This is a genomic window from Nonomuraea longispora, assembly GCF_004348345.1.
In the GTDB taxonomy this organism is placed as follows: Bacteria; Actinomycetota; Actinomycetes; order Streptosporangiales; family Streptosporangiaceae; genus Nonomuraea; species Nonomuraea longispora.
In genome coordinates this window covers 1-17,304 of sequence record NZ_SMJZ01000194.1, presented here as the reverse complement: position 1 = coordinate 17,304, position 17,304 = coordinate 1, and the positions used below count along the sequence as shown (strand labels likewise).

At 71.9% G+C, this 17,304-nt stretch carries 12 protein-coding genes; 4 read left to right on the top strand and 8 right to left on the bottom strand.

All coding sequences use genetic code 11. The annotated features are described in order from the left end of the window. From E1267_RS35235 to E1267_RS35220, 4 genes are all read right to left on the bottom strand, one after another. The coding region (locus E1267_RS35235; RefSeq protein WP_220449829.1) for a lipoyl domain-containing protein at positions 1-230 on the bottom strand (230 nt) is incomplete at its 3' end. Further along, complete coding sequence (locus E1267_RS35230) at positions 223-1,329, bottom strand: alpha-ketoacid dehydrogenase subunit beta (RefSeq protein ID WP_132339194.1); 1,107 nt, start codon at positions 1,327-1,329, stop codon at positions 223-225. The genes E1267_RS35235 and E1267_RS35230, both read right to left, overlap by 8 nt. Continuing rightward, on the bottom strand, positions 1,326-2,207 hold the full coding sequence (locus E1267_RS35225; protein ID WP_132339192.1) for a thiamine pyrophosphate-dependent dehydrogenase E1 component subunit alpha: 882 nt from the start codon (positions 2,205-2,207) through the stop codon (positions 1,326-1,328). The genes E1267_RS35230 and E1267_RS35225 overlap by 4 nt, the downstream gene beginning before the upstream one ends. A gap of 130 nt (positions 2,208-2,337) precedes the next feature. Beyond that, positions 2,338-5,745, bottom strand: coding sequence for a phosphodiester glycosidase family protein (locus E1267_RS35220; protein WP_246064455.1), 3,408 nt, complete (start codon positions 5,743-5,745; stop codon positions 2,338-2,340). A gap of 106 nt (positions 5,746-5,851) precedes the next feature. Between E1267_RS35220 and E1267_RS35215 the strand changes: the two genes are divergently transcribed. Next, entirely contained in the window at positions 5,852-7,042 is a 1,191-nt protein-coding gene (locus E1267_RS35215) for a cytochrome P450 (RefSeq protein ID WP_425465115.1), read from the top strand. A 21-nt stretch (positions 7,043-7,063) separates the two neighbouring features. On the opposite strand, the gene E1267_RS35210 is transcribed toward E1267_RS35215, so the two are convergent. Genes E1267_RS35210 through E1267_RS35195 form a run of 4 tightly spaced genes read right to left on the bottom strand, consistent with a single transcriptional unit; the run spans position 7,064 to position 12,587 of the window. Further along, complete coding sequence (locus tag E1267_RS35210) at positions 7,064-9,400, bottom strand: hypothetical protein (protein ID WP_132339188.1); 2,337 nt, start codon at positions 9,398-9,400, stop codon at positions 7,064-7,066. Between the two features lie 53 nt (positions 9,401-9,453). Then, the gene (locus tag E1267_RS35205; RefSeq protein WP_246064454.1) at positions 9,454-10,305 is read right to left on the bottom strand and encodes a sugar ABC transporter permease; all 852 of its coding nucleotides are present in this window, start codon (positions 10,303-10,305) and stop codon (positions 9,454-9,456) included. Then, on the bottom strand, positions 10,302-11,297 hold the full coding sequence (locus E1267_RS35200) for a carbohydrate ABC transporter permease (protein WP_132339186.1): 996 nt from the start codon (positions 11,295-11,297) through the stop codon (positions 10,302-10,304). The genes E1267_RS35205 and E1267_RS35200 overlap by 4 nt, the downstream gene beginning before the upstream one ends. A gap of 3 nt (positions 11,298-11,300) precedes the next feature. Beyond that, positions 11,301-12,587, bottom strand: a complete 1,287-nt coding sequence (locus E1267_RS35195) for an extracellular solute-binding protein (protein ID WP_132339184.1) — start codon at positions 12,585-12,587, stop codon at positions 11,301-11,303. A gap of 374 nt (positions 12,588-12,961) precedes the next feature. Here E1267_RS35195 and pulA point away from each other — a divergent pair, with 374 nt between their 5' ends. From pulA to E1267_RS35180, 3 genes are all read left to right on the top strand, one after another. Then, positions 12,962-15,646 carry a pullulanase-type alpha-1,6-glucosidase gene (pulA, locus tag E1267_RS35190; protein WP_246064453.1) on the top strand — a complete coding sequence of 895 codons (2,685 nt, stop codon included), beginning with the start codon at positions 12,962-12,964 and terminating at the stop codon, positions 15,644-15,646. A gap of 119 nt (positions 15,647-15,765) precedes the next feature. After that, positions 15,766-16,431: a hypothetical protein gene (locus tag E1267_RS35185; RefSeq protein WP_246064452.1), complete on the top strand. Its 666-nt coding sequence runs from the start codon at positions 15,766-15,768 to the stop codon at positions 16,429-16,431. Positions 16,432-16,659: 228 nt separating this feature from the next. Beyond that, a partial coding sequence (locus E1267_RS35180) for a VIT1/CCC1 transporter family protein (protein ID WP_132339180.1) occupies positions 16,660-17,304 on the top strand: 645 nt, incomplete at its 3' end.

The following is a 17,304-nucleotide window of genomic DNA, read 5'->3' as shown; positions in this document are numbered from 1 at the left end:
GGGGAGGTGACGCGGGCGACAGGGTCGCCGGGGGTGATGTCGCGGCCCGCCGGCGCCAGGTGAGTCAGGACGCCGTCGTGCTCGCTGACCAGTTCCTCCACCGTCTTCGACGTCTCCACCTCCGCCACCGCCTCGCCCGCCCGCACCGGCTCCCCGTCCCGCACGAGCCAGGCGGCCAGCACGTACGCCGAGTCGTTCGTGTTGAGCTTGGGCACCCGGATCTCAGCCATCGAGCCCTTCCCGTACGGCGCGTCGGATCGTGCCGTCCTGCACCAGCACGTCCCGTTCCAGGTGGGCGGCCGTGGGGATGACGCTGTCGGCCGAGCTGACCAGCTTGACCGGCCGCCGGAGCCGCCCCCAGAGCCGTGTGTGCAGGTCGGCGGCGACGTGGCCGCCCCAGGTGCCGCCCGCGCTGCCGTCCTCCGCGACGCAGATCAGCGGCGCCCGTCCGAGCAGGTCGAGGAGGGGCGCCGGGTCGAAGGGGTAGAGCCGGGAGGGGACCAGGAGCACGCCGGCCAGGTCGTGGTCGAGCAGCAGGGCTCGCATGGCCGCCAGCGCCCGGTGCGCCAGCCCTCCGGGGACGATCACGACGTAGTCGAGGTCGCCGGAAGGGACGTCCAGGCAGCCAGAGGGGTCGCCGGCCGGCGCGGGGCCCGGGTCGAGGCGCACCACCGCGACGTCGCCCGCCAGATCCCATCGGAACAGCTCCTCCGCAACCCCAGGCGGGTACATGCGCCGTGTGTAGAGCACCTTGTCCTCGAAGAACAGGCACGGCTCGCGCAGGGCCAGCATGCGGTCGAGCACGGCCCGGTTGTCGTGGAACGGCGACATCTCGAACAGTGACAGGCCGGGGATGCCGATGAAGTGTTTCTGCGGGCTCTGGCTGTGCGTGGGGCCGTAACCTCGGTGGCCTCCCGAGGGGCAGCGGATGACCAGCGGCACGGGGACGCGGGCGCCGTACATGGTGACGGACTTGCTGGCGAAGTTGAGGATCTGGTCGAAGGCGAGCGCGGCGAAGTCGGCGAACATGATCTCGGCGATCGCCTTGCCGCCCGCGAGTGCCAGCCCGGAGGCCGCCCCGACGATGGTCCCCTCGCTGAGCGGGGTGGTCAGGACGCGGTCGGGGAAACGGGTCGACAGGCCCTTGGTGATCTTGAAGGCGCCCCCGTAGGGGTCGAGCAGGTCCTCGCCGAGGACGTACACGGAGGAGTCGTCGTCCAGGAGGCCGTGGAGTGCGCGGTTGAGGTCCTCGCCCACCCGGTCGCCGCCGCGGGCCGCGCCCGGCGGGACGCCGGAGCCGGGACGGCCGGGAGGCTCGGCCGGGCTCACGCCGTCGTCCAGGTCGCCGCCGGGCGGGCGGACACGTCGGCGGCGATCTCGTCGACGCGGGCCCGCGCCTCCGCCTCGATCCTCGCCGACTGGGCTGGGTGCGCGGCCTGGTAGGCGGCGTACCAGTCGGTGCGGGGGAAGCCTGACGGGCGGGTGTCGTCGCCCTTGCTGTGGGGACCGAGGCGGTGGGTGGCGAACTCGACGATCAGGGGCCGCGGGTCGGCGCGGAGGGAGTCGATCAGGGGCGCCAGCCCGGCCCGGATGCGGGACAGGTCGAAGACGTCCACGTGGTGATGAGCGATGCCGAACGCCCGCGCCCGGTCCTCGATGGTGCCCGCCATCTGGAGGGCCGTGGGCGTGGACTGCGCGATGCCGTTGTGCTCGACCACGACGAGCAGCGGCAGGCGCCACAGTTGCGCCAGGTTCAGGGCCTCGTACACGGCCCCCTCGCCCCACGTGCCGTCCCCGATGTGGACGCACGCCAGCGCGCCCGGCTCGTCACGCTTGAGCCGCAGTGCCACGCCGGCGGCGACCGGGAGGCTCTGGCCCTGCACCCCGGTCGACAGGTAGCGGCCCCGACGCAGGTGCTGGCTGCCGCCGACGCCCTCACAGACGGCGCCCTTCCTGCCCATGATCTCGGCGAGCAGCCCTTCGGGGTCGCCGAACCTGGCCAGGTAGTGGCCGTGTCCCCGGTGGTTGCTGAACACCCAGTCGGGCTCGCGCAGCAGCGGGCGCAGGGAGACGGGGACGTACTCCTGGCCGAGGCAGGTGTGGGTGGTGCCGTTGAGCTCGCCCCGCTCGAACAGGTCGAGGAGTTTCAGCTCGAAGGAGCGGATCAGGAGCAGCAGCGCCAGGTCGTCGTCAGAGAGTCTGTCCATTGGCTCCTCGAGCACCAGGAAAACCTCCTGAAAGGCTATACAACGCCCGCATCTCGCGTCCAGGACGGGAATGCCGCTCGGGCCGCGCCGCGCCTCGATCGCGCGGCGCGGCCCGAGCTTCAGGCGAGGGTCAGGCGGCCGCCTTGGCGCCGCCCTTGGCTGTGGCGCTCACCGACGCCTGCTCGGTGACGCCGTTGACGGTGACGGCGACCGTCACCTTCCCCTGGCGCAGCGCCGTGAGCGTGCCCTTGCCGGGGTCGAGCACGGCGACGTGCCAGGGTTTGGCCGTCCTGCGGCTGCCGACGTGCAGGTTGGGCGACCCCGACCACGCCACCGAGACGGGGTAGGCGGCGGGCACCGTCGTGTCGTCCTGCTTGACGGCGGCGCTCACCTCGGTGTCCGCGCCGACGGCGACGGTGGCGGGGACGGTCAGCGTGAGCTCGTCCACGTGGGGGCGCACCTGGGTGCCGATCCAGCCGGGCGCGTCGGCGAACCAGTTGCGCCTGACACGCTCGGCCTCGGCCGACGTGACCGGGTCGACGCCCCAGAGCGACCAGCCGGTGAACCCGCCGTCCTCGGGTGCGGTGGCGGGGTTCTTGCCGGAGTTGCCGTTGATGAAGTACGGCACCGCGTCCACGTGAGCGGCGTGGAACGTCCCCACGTGCGCCCCGATGTAGGCGGCGCCCTTGCCGGTGGTGCGCTGGAAGTCGGCCAGCCAGCCCTCCACGAGCGCCGCCTCCTTCCTGTCGCCGAGCTGGCTGCCCTTGCCCGGCGTGGGGTCGCGCGGCGGGACGTGGAACAGCACGGTGACCGATCCGATCGAGGAGTCCTTCGCCGCCTTGTCCAGCTCGGACCTCAGCATGGCCACCTGCTCGAAGCCGCCGCCTCGCAGGTTCAGGCGGGAGGTGTCCAGGGTGATGAAGCGGGTGCCTCTGTGGTCGAAGGTCGTGTACGTGTCGCCGAACGCGGCCTTGAAGTTGTCGATCGCGCCGCCCATGACCTCATGGTTGCCGGGGATGTAGTGATATTTCAGCTTCCCGCCCAGTTCCTCGTCGAGAATGCGTTTGGCCAGCGCGAAGTCCTCCGGCGACGCCTCGTCCACCAGATCACCGTTGATGACCAGGAAATCCGGCTTGGCCGCCTTGATCTCGCGCAGCGTGCGGCGGGCGTTCCCGACGAGGTCGCTGTCCGGCTCCCTGGCCACGAACTGCGCGTCCGACATGACCGCGAACCGCCACGGCATCTTCGCCACGTCGGTCCTGACCACCGGGTCGGCGACCTTGGGCGCGGGCGGCGCGTCGACCGGCGGCGGCACCTTGGCGACCAGGCCGTCGATCATGATCTCGTTGGTGTACTGCGCGTCGGCCTTGGTCTCGGCCACGTAGAAGCGCCGCAGCCGCAGCGGATGGTCGACGCCGGGCGGCACGGCGAACTCGACGTACTTCCAGCCGGTCCACGTCATGTACGGCCCGCGCAGGACCTGCGACTGCCCCTGCGCGTCGTAGAACTCGAGGCTCGGCCACTCCCCCTTGCCGCTGGAGTGGATCCAGAGCCCGAACGCCTGCGCCTGCCCCTCCACCTCGATCGGCTGCGGCGGGCTGGCGTACGCGGCCCGGGTGGCGGTCGAGGTCGAGAAGTCGTACGACAGTTTGAGCCCGCCGCCGTCGTGCCCGGGCGCGGCCTCCAGCGAACCGGTGGCGCGGGCGGCGGCGAACGTCCACGAGCCCGCGTCCTCGAAGTCGGCGACCGGTTTCTCGTCGAAGCCCACGGTGACGGGCACGGCGGTGGTGAGCTTGCCGACCTTGGCGGTGATCAGCCCCGCTCCCGAGCCCTTCTTCGCTTTGACGGTGAAGGCCCCGTGCTCGGCGGCGCTCACCTCGAACAGGCTCTTGTCGTAGTCGACCTTGAGGTCGGCGGGCTCGATGGGCGCGGAGTTGCCGTTGCGGTCGTAACCGACCACGCCGAACGTGGCCACGCCGTCCGCTCCGGCGATGCCGAGCCGGTCGGCGGTGGTGCCGAGCCGCTGGAGGGGCTGCAGGACGGTCAGCTCGATGCTGCCCTCGGCGCGCCCGCGGGAGGCGGTGACGGTGGTCTGGCCGGGCACGAGGGCGTGGAACCTGCCGTCGCGGACGATGCCGTGCACGGCGGGCTTCGCCCGCCAGGAGGGCTCGCCCTGGGCGGGACCGTACGTCTCGTCGTACCCGGCGGCGGTCAGGCGCCTGGTGAGGCCGGGGAAGACCCGGTCGGGGCGCCCACCGGCGACGGGCGCGACGCCGGGCGCCCTGGCGGGGTCGCTCGCGGTCTCCAGCCAGAAGCCCTTCAGCTTGCCGCTGCCCCCGGGCGCGTAGAGCGCGAGGCCGTTGGGGACGTGCCGCTCGCCGCCGTCGGACGGGCTGTTCTCCACCTGCACGTCGGCCGAGCCGGGCTCGCGGGCGAGCATGGTGGAGGAGCCGCCGCCGTCGAGGTTGAGCGCGTTGGCCGCGCCCAGCTCGACCATCATGGCCGCGAGCTCGTTGAGCGTGACGCCGCGGCTGTCGGCCTGGCGGCCGTCCACGGTCAGCAGGTACATCTTTCTGCCGTCGGCCGAGAACCCGACGGCGGTGCGCGGGTGGGCGCTGGTGTCGGTGGAGTTCTGCGCGGCGCCGTCCTTGACCAGCACCCAGTTGCCGCCGACGGCCGCCTTGACCGTACTGCCGTCCGACGCCTTGGGCTGGTACTTCACGTCGACCCGGTCGCCCTGCTCCAGCGCGGACAGCGCCTCTGCTCCGGCGTCGCGGCCGAGCAGGACCGAGGTGCCCGCCGGGATCGGGCCGGTGCCCGCGGAGGTGCGTACCTCGGTGACGACGCCGTCCTTCATGACGACCTCGGCGACGGACGTGGCGCCCTCGACGGCGCGGGCGCGGTTGTAGGAGCCCCACAGCGGCGTGAAGAGGCCCACGCCGCCGTCCTGCACGATCTGGTTGAACTGGGTGAGCGTGATCGGCGAGCCGCCGTCGGGCGTGGCGGTTCCCTCGAAGTACATCTTGAGCACGCGTCCGACGCCCTCGCCGGTGATCGCGACCGCGTTCTCGTGCCCGGCGACGGGCGACTGGACGAGCGTGCCGTCCTGGACGCCGATGCCCTGGGCGGCGCCGGAGTTGTTGATGTCGAAGAAGTCGCCGTTGACGGCCGCGACGGCGTGGGAACGCCTGGCGGGACCGGACAGCGGCTCGGTCTTGGACACCTCGCCGGAGAACACGTAGTCCGCCCTGGCTCCGCCGAGGTCTGCGGTGATCGCGTCGGCGCGCAGCCAGCCGAGCGGGTCGTAGGTGTCGAACGAGGTGAGCGAGATGCCCGGCGCGACCGGCCGGGTCCTCTTGGTCGTCTCCAGCCGCTGCCGTCCTTCGGCGGCCTTGGTGATCAGCGTGGACGGCGGCGGGTAGGACGACGCCGGGGGAGCGTCCTCTGCGGGGGGTGCGGGATCGGCCTGCGCGGGCACGCTCAGGGCCACGGGGGCTAACACGAGCGCGGCGGCGGCCAGCAATCTGAGGGTCTGCACGACCGAACTCAATCGTTCATGGTTATAACTTTCAAGGCTTACGCATGAACCAAAAGAAAATTTCAGATCTTGTGGGCCTCGCGCGCCGCCCACCACGATGGAACGTGTGGATCGAGAGGCCTTCTACCGTGACCCGTACCCCGTCTACGCCCGCGCCCGCGCCACCTCGGGGCTGACGTTCTCCGGCGAGCTGGACGCCTGGCTCGTGACCAGGCACGCGGACGTGCGCGAGGTGCTGAGCCGGCCGGCCGACTTCTCCTCCCAGGGCGCCTTCCGCGGCGACGTGACGCCGAGCCGGCGCGCGTTCGCCGAGCTGGCCGCCGCGCCCGGCAACGCCCCCGTGGTGCTCAGCTCGGACGGCGAGGCGCACCAGCGTTACCGCAGGCCGCTCACCCGTGGCCTGTCGGCCGCCAAGGTCGCCGCCGCACGACCGTTCATCCAGGCCACCGCGGCCGAGCTGGTCAGGTCGTTCGCGGCGGAGGGCCGGGTGGAGTGGATGGGCGGCTACGCCCGGCCGCTGCCCGCCACGGTCATCGGCCACCTGCTCGGACTCGACCCCGCCGACGTACCCGCCGCCGTCCGGGCGGGCGACCGCGCCGAGAACCTGATCTTCACCGCCATGCCGGAGGACGAGCAGATCGCCGCCGCCCGCGAGGTCGCCGCGCTGCGGCACCGGCTCGTCGCGCACGCCGCACGTGCGCGCGACCAGGAGAACCTCACCGGAGAGCTGGTCCGCGGCCTGGCCCCCGGCCCCGGCGAACCGACCGGCCGGCAGCGCGACGAGATCGTCTCCAACACCCAGAACCTCATGCTGGCCGGCCACCTGACCACCACCGCGCTGCTCGGCACCGCCGTGCACCACCTGCTGCGCGACCGCCGCCAGTGGGAGCTGCTGTGCGCGCGGCCCGAGCTGATCCCGGCGGCGATCGAGGAGGCGGCCAGGTTCGAGGCGCCGGTGCAGGGCTTCCGCCGCCGGGTCACCAGGCCGCTCACGCTGAGCGGCACGGAGCTGGGCGAAGGCGACACGGTGTTCGTGTCGTTCGCCTCGGCGGGGCGCGACGAGACCGTGTTCACCGAGCCGGACGTCTTCGACATCGCGCGGGAGCCGGCGCGTCACCTGTCGTTCGGGCACGGCGTGCACGGCTGCCCCGGCGCGCTGCTGGCCCGCGAGCAACTGCGGGTCACGCTGGAACTGCTCGTACGCGAGCTGCCCGGGATCCGCCTCGCCGGCGACGACGTCACCATGGCCGCCACCCTGATCCACCGCGCCCCCGAGGAACTCGTCCTGACCTGGTGAGCCGCGTCACCTCCCCGGCCCCTACCGGACCGTGCGATCGGGCGGCAGGCTCGGGGTGATCAGTCTGGCCAGCTCGTCGTGGTAGGGCGGGTCGAGCCAGTAACCCGAGTGCCAGCGCGCCTCCGGCAGCGGGTCGCCGGGCGCGGGCCGGAGCGGGTCCCAGCAGAACCGGTCGACCGTGTTGCCGCGGCCGGGTTCGGCGGCCAGGGGGTCGACGCGGCGGAACGCGGGGCCGCCGATGGGGTCGCTCAGCCGGTACAGGTTGCGCCAGGCGACCGCCTCACGCACGGCGGGCAGGCCGTCGCCGCCGAAGTAGGCGGGGAAGAAGGGGGCGTACAGGCGGCGCAGCGGCGAGCCGTGGGTGAGCAGCCTGACGCGCCCGCGCATGACGGGATCGAGCTGCAGGACCAGCGCGGCCGCGATGACGCTGCCCTGGCTGTGCCCGGACAGCACCACGGTGTCACGGTCGGTCGCGGCCAGCCGGCCGACCCGGGCCATCAGCTCGGGCATGACCCGCTCGGTGTAGCAGGGCGGGGCCAGCGGGTGGATGGCCCTGGGCCAGAAGGTGGACACGTCCCAGACGATCCCGACCGTTCTGCGCAGCCGTGAGCTGCCGTAGGTGCGGCGGCCCAGCAGCGCCAGGCCGACGACGGTCGCCGCCGTGGCCCAGCTCCCGATCGAGGCGAGCAGACCCGCGAACCCCGCCGTCGGTGTGTACAGACGTAGCTGGCTGATCACGGTCACCACGGCGAACCCGGCCACCCCGATGCCGGTGAGGACGCCCAGCACCAGCCCGGCCCGGTCGGTGAGCGCGGCCAGCGCCCACTTGCGCGCGACCGCGGGTCCGCCGCGCTCCCCGTAGTGTTCCGTCAGCTCGGGCGCCAGCCTGCGCGTCTCGGCGCGGCGGATCAGCCAGAGGGCCACCGCCACCCCGCCGAACGCCACCGCCAGCAGCGGCACCAGGGCGGCCGTCCACCAGACCGGATCGTCGATGAAGAGTTTCCTCCCGAGCGGCCCCGGCTCGTCCGGGGTGCCGGGGACGCCGAAGAACGTGGCGGTCCAGAACGGCACGCCGAGCGCCAGCACGTTCGCGGAGCCCGCGGCCACCATCAGCATGAACCACGCGGCGAGCCCGCCCATCGCCGGCCGGTCGAGCGGGTCGCGGCACGGGCCGTCCATGCGGGCCAGCACCCAGGTTGCGGCCAGGATGAACGCCCCGAGCCCCAGCATGAGCGCGAACTGGACCTGCCCCGCGCCCACTCCGGGCAGCATGAGCCCCTCCGCGCTCTGCGGCAGCCCGCCCATCGCCGCCCAGAACGTGACCACGAAGACCAGCGGCGCGGCCACCCGCAGCGTGTGGCACGCGACCCTGAGCCAGGCGGGCTCGCGCGCGCCGGAGCGCGGGTCCAGCCGCCGGCCGGTCCACGGCAACACCACCAGCACGGCGGCGGCGAGCTCGACACCCGCGTTCGCCCAGGTGAGCGAGAGCCCCAGCGGGGTGCCCGCGAACGGGGCGGCCACGGCCAGCCCGATCGAGGCGATCGCGAAGCCGACGTGCACGACGCGCAGCCGCCACACCGGAGCGCCGCCGTGCCACAACCGCGCCCGCTCCAGCAGCAACCGCTCACGCGCCGCCCCACGCTCCCCGCCGGAACCGCCTTCGAGATCGTCCCCCGCATCGCCCCCGGACCCGTCGCCGGGGTCTTCGGCAGGACCCTGGGCGGGTTCTGGCGTGGGGACGACCTTGCGCTCGTCGCGGCGCCACGTGCGGCGGGCGATCCACCACAGCAGGACGACCACCAGGAGCGGCGCCAGCGAGGTGACGGCCAGGCGCTTGGACGGCTCGTACGCCCACATCTCGCCCATCCACCGCAACCACTCGGGCGCGAACTCGTCGGTGCAGGACCGTCCCGCGGCCGTGCACTGCCAGCCGACGAGGTCCACGCAGGACCTGGTCACGGCGCCGACGAGGGTCCCGGTGAGCAGCAGGGCGAACAGCCGCTGCGCCGCCTCCGTCGCGTGCCGCAGCCGGTCGCCGCCCCGCGGCCTGGGCAGCATGAAGTAGGACAGGTTCGCCAGCGAGAACGGCAGCAGGAGCAGCCACAACGCGATCGTGCGCCCACCGGAGGTGAGGCCGCCCCACGCGTACGCCTCCCGCCGGCGCACGCGCGGCACGTCGGCGCGGTCGCTCACCGGCCGGCCCGCCGTCCACCAGCGCCGGTAGAAACCCGTCGTGCCGTCGCCGGCGACCAGTCGGGGATGGGGGTGGTTGAGCATGCCCGCCGGCGGCGTGCCGGAGACGCCGTGGACGCGCAGCTCCGTCACCCCGCCGCAGGTCTCGTCCAGGAAACCGTCCATGTGGACAAGGATCCTGCGGCGATGGCGTCGCGTACAGTTGTCGATCGAATACTTTACGCTTTGGTCGCTCCGGCGGTGAGCCCTGTGATCAGGTGGCGCTGCACCAGGAGGAAGACCGCGCCCGCGGGGATGGCGATGAGCACCGCGGAGGCGGTCATCAACCCCCAGTCCGACCAGTGCTGGCCGACGAACTGCTGCAGGCCCACCCCGAGCGTGCGCTTGTCCTCCTGCGACATGAACACCGTGGCGTAGCCGACCTCGCCCCAGGCGGTCATGAAGCAGTAGAAGGCGGTCACCGCGATGCCCGGCCGGGCCAGCGGCAGCACGACCCGCCAGAACGTGCCGAACGGCGTCAGCCCGTCCACCATCGCCGCCTGGTCGATCTCCACCGGCACGGTGTCGAAGTAGCTCTTCATCATCCAGGCGCAGAAGGGCACCGCGATCGTCATGTAGGCGATCACCAGGCCGGGGATCTGGTTGAGCAGGCCGAGCCCGGCCATCAGGTTGTAGAGGGGGACGATGAGGATGGCCACGGGGAACATCTGGGTGATCAGCAGCAGCCACATGACCGAGCGGTGGCCGGGGAAACGGAAGCGGCTGACGGCGTAGCCGGTGGTCGCGGCGAGGAACACGCCGAGCACCATGGTCAGCCCCGCCGTGAGCACGCTGTTGAGCAGCCACTGCGGGAACTGGGTGGAGGTCAGCACGCGGGCGTAGTTGTCGAGCGAGGAGTCGTTGAACAGCTGCAGCTCGGCCGACAGCCAGCTGTCGCGTGGTTTGAGCGAGGTGAGCACCAGCCACACGACGGGGAACAGCGAGATCGCCACGGCGATGAGCAGGCCGGCGTGCAGGCCGATGGAGGCCAGGGGTCCCCGCTCGCCGCGGGGCCGGGTCACGGGGGTCACCAGGGGTCTCCTTGACTGCGCAGGGTGCGACGGTAGCCGACGGCCAGCACGACCAGCATGGCGAGGATGATCACGCCCCACGCGGCCGAGCCGGAGTAGTTGCGGATGCCGGTGAAGGCCTCGCGGAAGGCGTAGGTGACGAGGATCTCGGTCTCGCTTCCCGGACCGCCCCGCGTGACCAGGAAGATGATCGGGAACATGTTGAACGTCCAGATCGTCCCGAGCAGGACCACGGTCGTGGAGACCTGCCGCAGCCCGGGCAGCGTGATCGCCTTGAAGCGCTGCCACGACGAGGCGCCGTCGACCTCGGCCGCCTCGTACAGCTCGGCCGGGATCGACTGCAGGCCGCCGAGCATGGCGACCATCATGAACGGCACCCCGATCCACACGTTGACCGCGATCACCGCGATCTTCGCGGTGACCGGGTCGTCCAGCCATCCCACGCCGGAGAGCCCGGCCACCTTGAGGAAGCCGTTGATCACGCCGTAGTCGCTGTTGTAGAGGTAGCGCCAGATGAACGCGGCCACGAACGCCGGCACGGCCCAGGGCAGGATCAGCAGCACCCGGTAGAGCGAGCGCAGGCGCAGCTCGCGGTTGAGCATGACGGCCAGGCCGAGCCCGATGCCGTAGTGGAGGCCGACGCACGCCACCGTCCACGTCACGGTCCAGAGCACCTTGTCCCAGAACAGGCCGCTGGTCAGGATCTGGAGGTAGTTGTCCAGGCCGACGAACTCGTACGTGGACGGGATCACATTGACCCCTATGGTGCGGCCCATGTTGGCCTCGGTCGCGTCGGTCAGCGACAGGTAGACGCCCCTGGCCAGCGGCCAGCCGATCAGCACCAGCATCACGACGGCCACCGGCGCGATCATCGCCCAGGCGTACCAGTGGGACGACAGGGCGCGTCTCAGCCTCCCGGGGCTGTCATGGCGGCGGCTCCGGCCGCGGGCGGACTCGCCCGCGGCCGGGGGCTGCCCGGTCGAGACTGCCACCGGTCAGCTCCAGTCCTTCATGATCCCGTGATACTGCTCGTCGACCTTCTTGAGCATGTCAGCGGGCGTGGCCTGGCCGCCCACGAGCGACTGGTAGCCCTCCAGCAGCGGCTGGAAAAGCTGCCCGCCCTCGGGGATCCACGGTCGTGGCACGGCGGTGTCCATGATCGGCTTGAACACGGCGACGTCGGGGTTGTCCTGCACGGCGGGGTCGGCGTAGGCGGAGGTGCGGGTGGGCAGCAGGCTGATCTCCTTGGCGATCTTCGCCTGGGCCTTGACCGTGGTCATGAACCGCACGAACTCGTACGCGGCCGGGATGTTCTTCGACCCGGCGTAGATCGCCAGGTTCCAGCCGCCCGTCGGGGCCCCCGCCTTGACCGAGCCGGCCGGGACGGGCGCGATGCCGAGGTTTGATCTGTCCTTGAACTCCTTGCCCTGGTAGATCTCCGACAGCGCCCACGGACCGTTGTAGATCATGGCCGCCTTGCCCTCCTTGAGGGCCGTCATGGCGTTGGCGTAGCTGTCGGTCGTGGCGGGCTTGGGCGCGGCGCCGGAGTTGATCAGGTCGGCCACCGTCTCGATCGCCTTCACGTTGGCCGGTGAGTTGACCACGATCTTCTTGCTCTGCACGTCGAGCAGGTCGCCGCCCTCGCCGTACATGAACGGCAGCAGGAAGTAGGAGTCGACGTTGAGCGCCAGGCCGTCGGCGTCGGTCTTGTCCTTGACGTTGAGGGCGGCCTGCTTGAGCTCGGCGACCGTCCTGGGCGGCTCCTCGTGGCCGGCCTCCTTGAGCAGCCGCCTGTTGTAGATCAACGCCAGCGTGTCGGTGACCTGCGGCACCGCGTAGGTCTTGTCGTTGTACTTGGTGCTGCTCAAGGGCCCGGACAGGAAGTCGGACCCGTCATCCACCGCCCGTGTGCCGTCAAGGGGCTGCAGATAGCCCAGCGAGGCGAACTGCGGTGTCCACGCGACCTCGGAGCGGATCACGTCGGGAGCGCCGGTACCGGCCTGCGCTGCCGTCTGGAACTGGTTCTGTGCCTGGTCGGACGGCACGTTCACATATTTGACCTTGATGCCGGGGTATTGCGCCTCGAACTCCTTGATCAACGCCTGGAAGGTCGGGCCCTCGCTGTCGGGCCTGGTCGTGTCCCACCAGGTCAGCTCACCGGTGATCTTCGCCGGGTCGGTGACGGAGGCGGTGGGAGCGGCGGCCTCGCCGCCTCCGCCACCGCAGGCGGTGGCCGTCAGGGTGAGCGCCGCCACGGCCACGGCCGCTAAGAGTCGTCGCATGTCCTTGTCCTCACAGCTGGTCTGGATCAGAGGTCGGGGTACGCCGGAGGGTACGCCGAGGCGGCGCTCCGGGATAGATGGGAACGCAAGATTTCTGCAAGTTGTTACATTGATCCGCGTGCCCGCCGCCCCAGCCGCACGACGCCGCATACACAGGCGTTTCCGCAGGTTGAAGTCGCCTGTATCACATGATGGACGGCCGGACGGCGCTTGCCGGCCGGCGCGCGGGCCGCCGAGCACCGGGGCGAGTTGCTGAAATTTCCAGAAATCATTGCAAGCAAGTATGGCGGCGGCCGTCGCTCAGGTACGCCGCTCGTGCCGGACAAATGGTAATATCGCCATCACACAGGGTGAACGTCGGGTGGAGGTTCCGCGTGATCCGCAGCCGGCCGGCCGGCACCGGCGCCGAGGGGGCCGGGCCACCGCGCGCCGACGTCGACCCGGCCAAGGCGCGGGCGTGCTGGATCGACCGCGACACGGTGGCCTGGCAGGTCGAGCCGTCGCTGCGGCACACGCTCGCCTTCAGCGCCGACGGCGGCATCGCCCTGCGCGGGGGCGAGCTGACCGGCGACCCGCGGCTCATCCGGCTCGCACCCGGCGCGTGGAGCGAGGAGCAGCGCCGACAGTGGCCCCACCTGGCCTCCTTCACCGCGCTCACGGTGGACCCGCGCGACGCCGGCCTGGTGAAGGGCGCTCTGCGCGCTCAGGTCGTGGCCGTGGGACGCGACGCCGGCGGCACGCTCCTGGCCGCGACCGGCGTGCAGCTGCCCGGCGTGCTCGACGACGTCTACGCCGAGGCCGCCACCGCCTGGCTGGGCCCGGCAGGACGGCTGATCCCGAGGCTGGCGGTGTGGGCGCCGACCGCACGCACGGTCGAGCTGGCGCTCTACGCGCCCGGGAGCGAGCGCCGCCGCGTGCACCGCATGCGGCGCGACGACAGGACCGGCGTCTGGTCGGTGCGCGGGCGGCCGACGTGGTGGGGCCGCGAGTACACGTTCCTCGTCACGGTCTACTCCCCCAGGCACGGGGGGATCGTGACGAACGAGGTGACCGACCCGTACAGCCTGGCCGTCGCCCCCGACGGGGTGCGCAGCAGGCTCGTCGACCTCGACGCCGCCGCGCTCAAACCGCGCGGCTGGGACCGGCTGGCCAAGCCCGCGGCCGTGCCGCAGCACCGGGCGTCGATCTACGAACTGCACGTGCGCGACTTCTCCGCCTCCGACGCCACCGTCCCCGCCGCGCTGCGGGGCACGTACGCCGCCTTCCGCGGCGACGGCGCGGGGATGCGGGAACTGCGGGCGCTGGCGGCGGACGGGCTGACACACGTGCACCTGCTGCCGGTGTTCGACTTCGCCACCGTGCCCGAGCGGGCGGCCGACCGGAGCGAGCCCGCCTGCGACCTGGCCGCGTTCCCGCCGGCGTCCGAGCGGCAGCAGGAGTGCGTGGCGAGGACCGCCGCGACCGACTCCTACAACTGGGGGTACGACCCGCTGCACTACACGGTGCCCGAGGGCTCGTACGCGACCGACCCCGACGAGCGCACCAAGGAGTTCCGCGGCATGGTGGCCGCGCTCAACCGGGCCGGGCTGCGCGTCGTGATGGACGTGGTCTACAACCACACCTGCTCCACCGAGGTGCTCGACCCGATCGTGCCCGGCTACTACCACCGGCTGCTCGACGACGGCACGGTGGCCACCTCCACGTGCTGCGCCGGCACCGCCCCCGAGCACACCATGATGGGCAGGCTGATCGTCGACTCCGTGGTCACATGGGCGACCCGGTACAAGGTCGACGGTTTCCGCTTCGACCTGATGGGCCACCACCCGAAGGCCGGCATGCTCGCCGTACGCGCGGCCCTCGACGCGCTGACCCTGCGCGAGGACGGGGTCGACGGAAAGTCGATCATCCTGTACGGCGAGGGCTGGAACTTCGGCGAAGTGGCCTGCGACGCCAGGTTCGAGCAGGCCACGCAGGCCAACCTGGCCGGCACCGGCATCGGCACGTTCACGGACCGGCTGCGCGACGCGGTGCGCGGCGGCGGCCCCTTCGACGCCGACCCGCGTGTGCAGGGATTCGGCTCGGGCCTCGCGGGCGCTCCCAACGGCGCACCCGTCAACGGCACCGAGGAGGAGCAGCGGGCCAGGCTGGCCGCCTGCACGGAGCTGGTCAAGGTGGGGCTGACGGGCAGCCTGCGCGACTACGTCCTCCCGTCGGGCAGGAAGGGCTGCGAGGTGGACTACAACGGCTCGCCCGCCGGTTACACCGCCGCGCCGGGTGAGGCGGTGGCCTACGTCGACGCGCACGACAACGAGACGTTGTTCGACGCGCTGGCGTACAAGCTGCCGCAGTGGACGCCCATGGCCGACCGGGTGCGCATGCAGGTGCTCTCGCTGGCCACGGTGGTGCTGGCGCAGGGGACGGCGTTCGTGCTCGCGGGCAGCGAGCGGCTGCGGTCGAAGTCGCTGGACCGCAACTCCTACGACTCGGGCGACTGGTTCAACCGGCTGTTGTGGGACTGCTCGGAGGGCAACGGCTTCGGCGCCGGCCTGCCGCCCAGAGCCGGCAACGAGGCCGCGTGGCCGTACGCGAAACCCCTGCTCGAGGACCCGGGGCTGCGCCCTGGCCGCGCGGCCGTCGAGGCGTGCCGGGCCGCGTTCGGCGAGTTGCTGCGGATCAGGACGTCGTCACCGGCGTTCGCCCTGGGCTCCGCGGACGAGGTGCGGCGGCGGCTGTCGTTCCCCGGCTCGGCGGAGGGCCTGATCACCATGCACGTCGACACGACCGGCCTCGATCCGCGCTGGACGTCCGTCACCGTCGTGTTCAACGCCACACCGTACGCGCACGTGCAGGCGATGCCCGGCCTGGCGGGACGGGCCGTGTCGCTCCACCCCGTGCAGCAGGGCTCCGGAGACGCGGTGGTGCGGGGTTCGGCGGCCGACCCGGCCACCGGCGCCCTGTCGGTGCCGGCCCGCACGGTCGCGGTCTTCGTCGCCGCCCCTGAGACGCCGCACCCTGAGACGCCGCACCCTGAGACGCCGCCCCTGAGACGCCGCCCCTGAGACGGAGCCGGTAGACGGGCGACGTGGCGGGTAGGGGACCGGACGAAAAACCGATGGCTTTGAGCCGCATGACGGCGCAGACTGGATAGACGGCGATCGCGTGGAGCAGTGGAGCACCCGTGGACTATCACTTTGATCACATGCCGGTCCTGTCCCGAGGCAGACATCGCAACCCCAAACGCGGTGCCTGCTTCATGGAGCTGGCCTCCTACCTGGCCGGGGAACGATGGAGCGACCATCCGGCCTGCACACATCCGTTGCTGGCCGCACTCGCGCGCCTGGTCAACGACAACACCGGCGACGAGAGCCGGGCCAAGCTCGTCCATCTCGTCCCGTCCATCATCGGCCTGGCCAGCGACGACCTGCGCGTGGACGCCCGGATCGCGCTGCGCTGCGCCACCACGGCGCTGCCGGTGGCGGCGGCCGAGCGCCAGCTCGCGCTGGCGGTGTCGGTGCTGGCGGCCGAGGAGATGCTGGCCAGGCTCGACGGCGCTGCGCCGGGGCGGCTCAGCGAGTCGAGCGTTCGGGTGATGGAGGAGGTGCCCCACGCCGCCGAGCAGGCGCGCCGCTTCAGCCGCGCGGCCAGGATCACCCAGAAGGGCTTCCGCCGGTACGCCGCGCCCAATGCGGTGCAGTTGTCGGTGGTCGGCATCGTCCAGGCCTGCATCCCCGATCCGGACGCGCTGCTGTGCGGGCTCCTGGAGGAGGCCATCGCCGACTGCGCGGCCATGATCCACGGCCCTCGCACCGAGATTCCTGCCACCGCATCCCCGGTGCACGCCTGATCGGATCTCGTCTCCCGGCGCCGCCGGTGGACGTCTCCGACAACACCCATGGGCGGCCGTGCGCGTTCGTGCAGTCACGTCGCGTGACGTGAAACATTGCGCATTCTTGACCCGCAGGGGCTTGCGTTACGGCGGAAAGGCCAGGTCAGGGAAGCCTCTCCTTCGTTGCGGATCTTCTGGACATATGCCTACATTTCCGAAAGAGGCATATGAAAGCGGAGGAACTGCATGACCATCGAGCTCGCCCGGCCGCACTCGCCCGAGAAGCATCACAGCCACCGGGACGTGACCGGCGGCTGGCTGCGCCCGGCCGTGTTCGGGGCGATGGACGGGCTCGTGTCCAACTTCGCGTTGATCGCCGGCGTCGTGGGGGCGGCGGGAGCCGGGCGCGGCGCGGTGCTGGCCGGGTTCGCCGGTCTGGTCGCGGGCGCGTGTTCCATGGCCGCCGGGGAGTACACGTCGGTGAAGTCCCAGACGGAGCTGATGCGGGCGGAGATCGCCGTCGAGCGGCGCGAGCTGGCCAGGAACCCCAAGGGCGAGCTGGCCGAGCTGGCGGCCCTCTACCAGGAGCGAGGGCTCGACCCCGAGCTGGCGCACCGGGTGGCCGAGGGGCTGTCCGCCGATCCCGAGCAGGCGCTGCGGGTGCACGTCCGCGAGGAACTGGGCGTGGATCCCGACGACCTGCCCTCACCGTACGTTGCCGCCGGGTCCTCCTTCTGCGCGTTCGCCGCCGGAGCGCTGGTGCCGCTGGCGCCGTTCCTCTTCGGAGCGTCGGGGCTGGTGGTGGCCGTGGTGATGAGCGTGCTGGGGCTGTTCGGTTTCGGGGCGGCGGTGGCGCGGATGACGGCGCGGCCGTGGTGGCTGGGCGGGCTG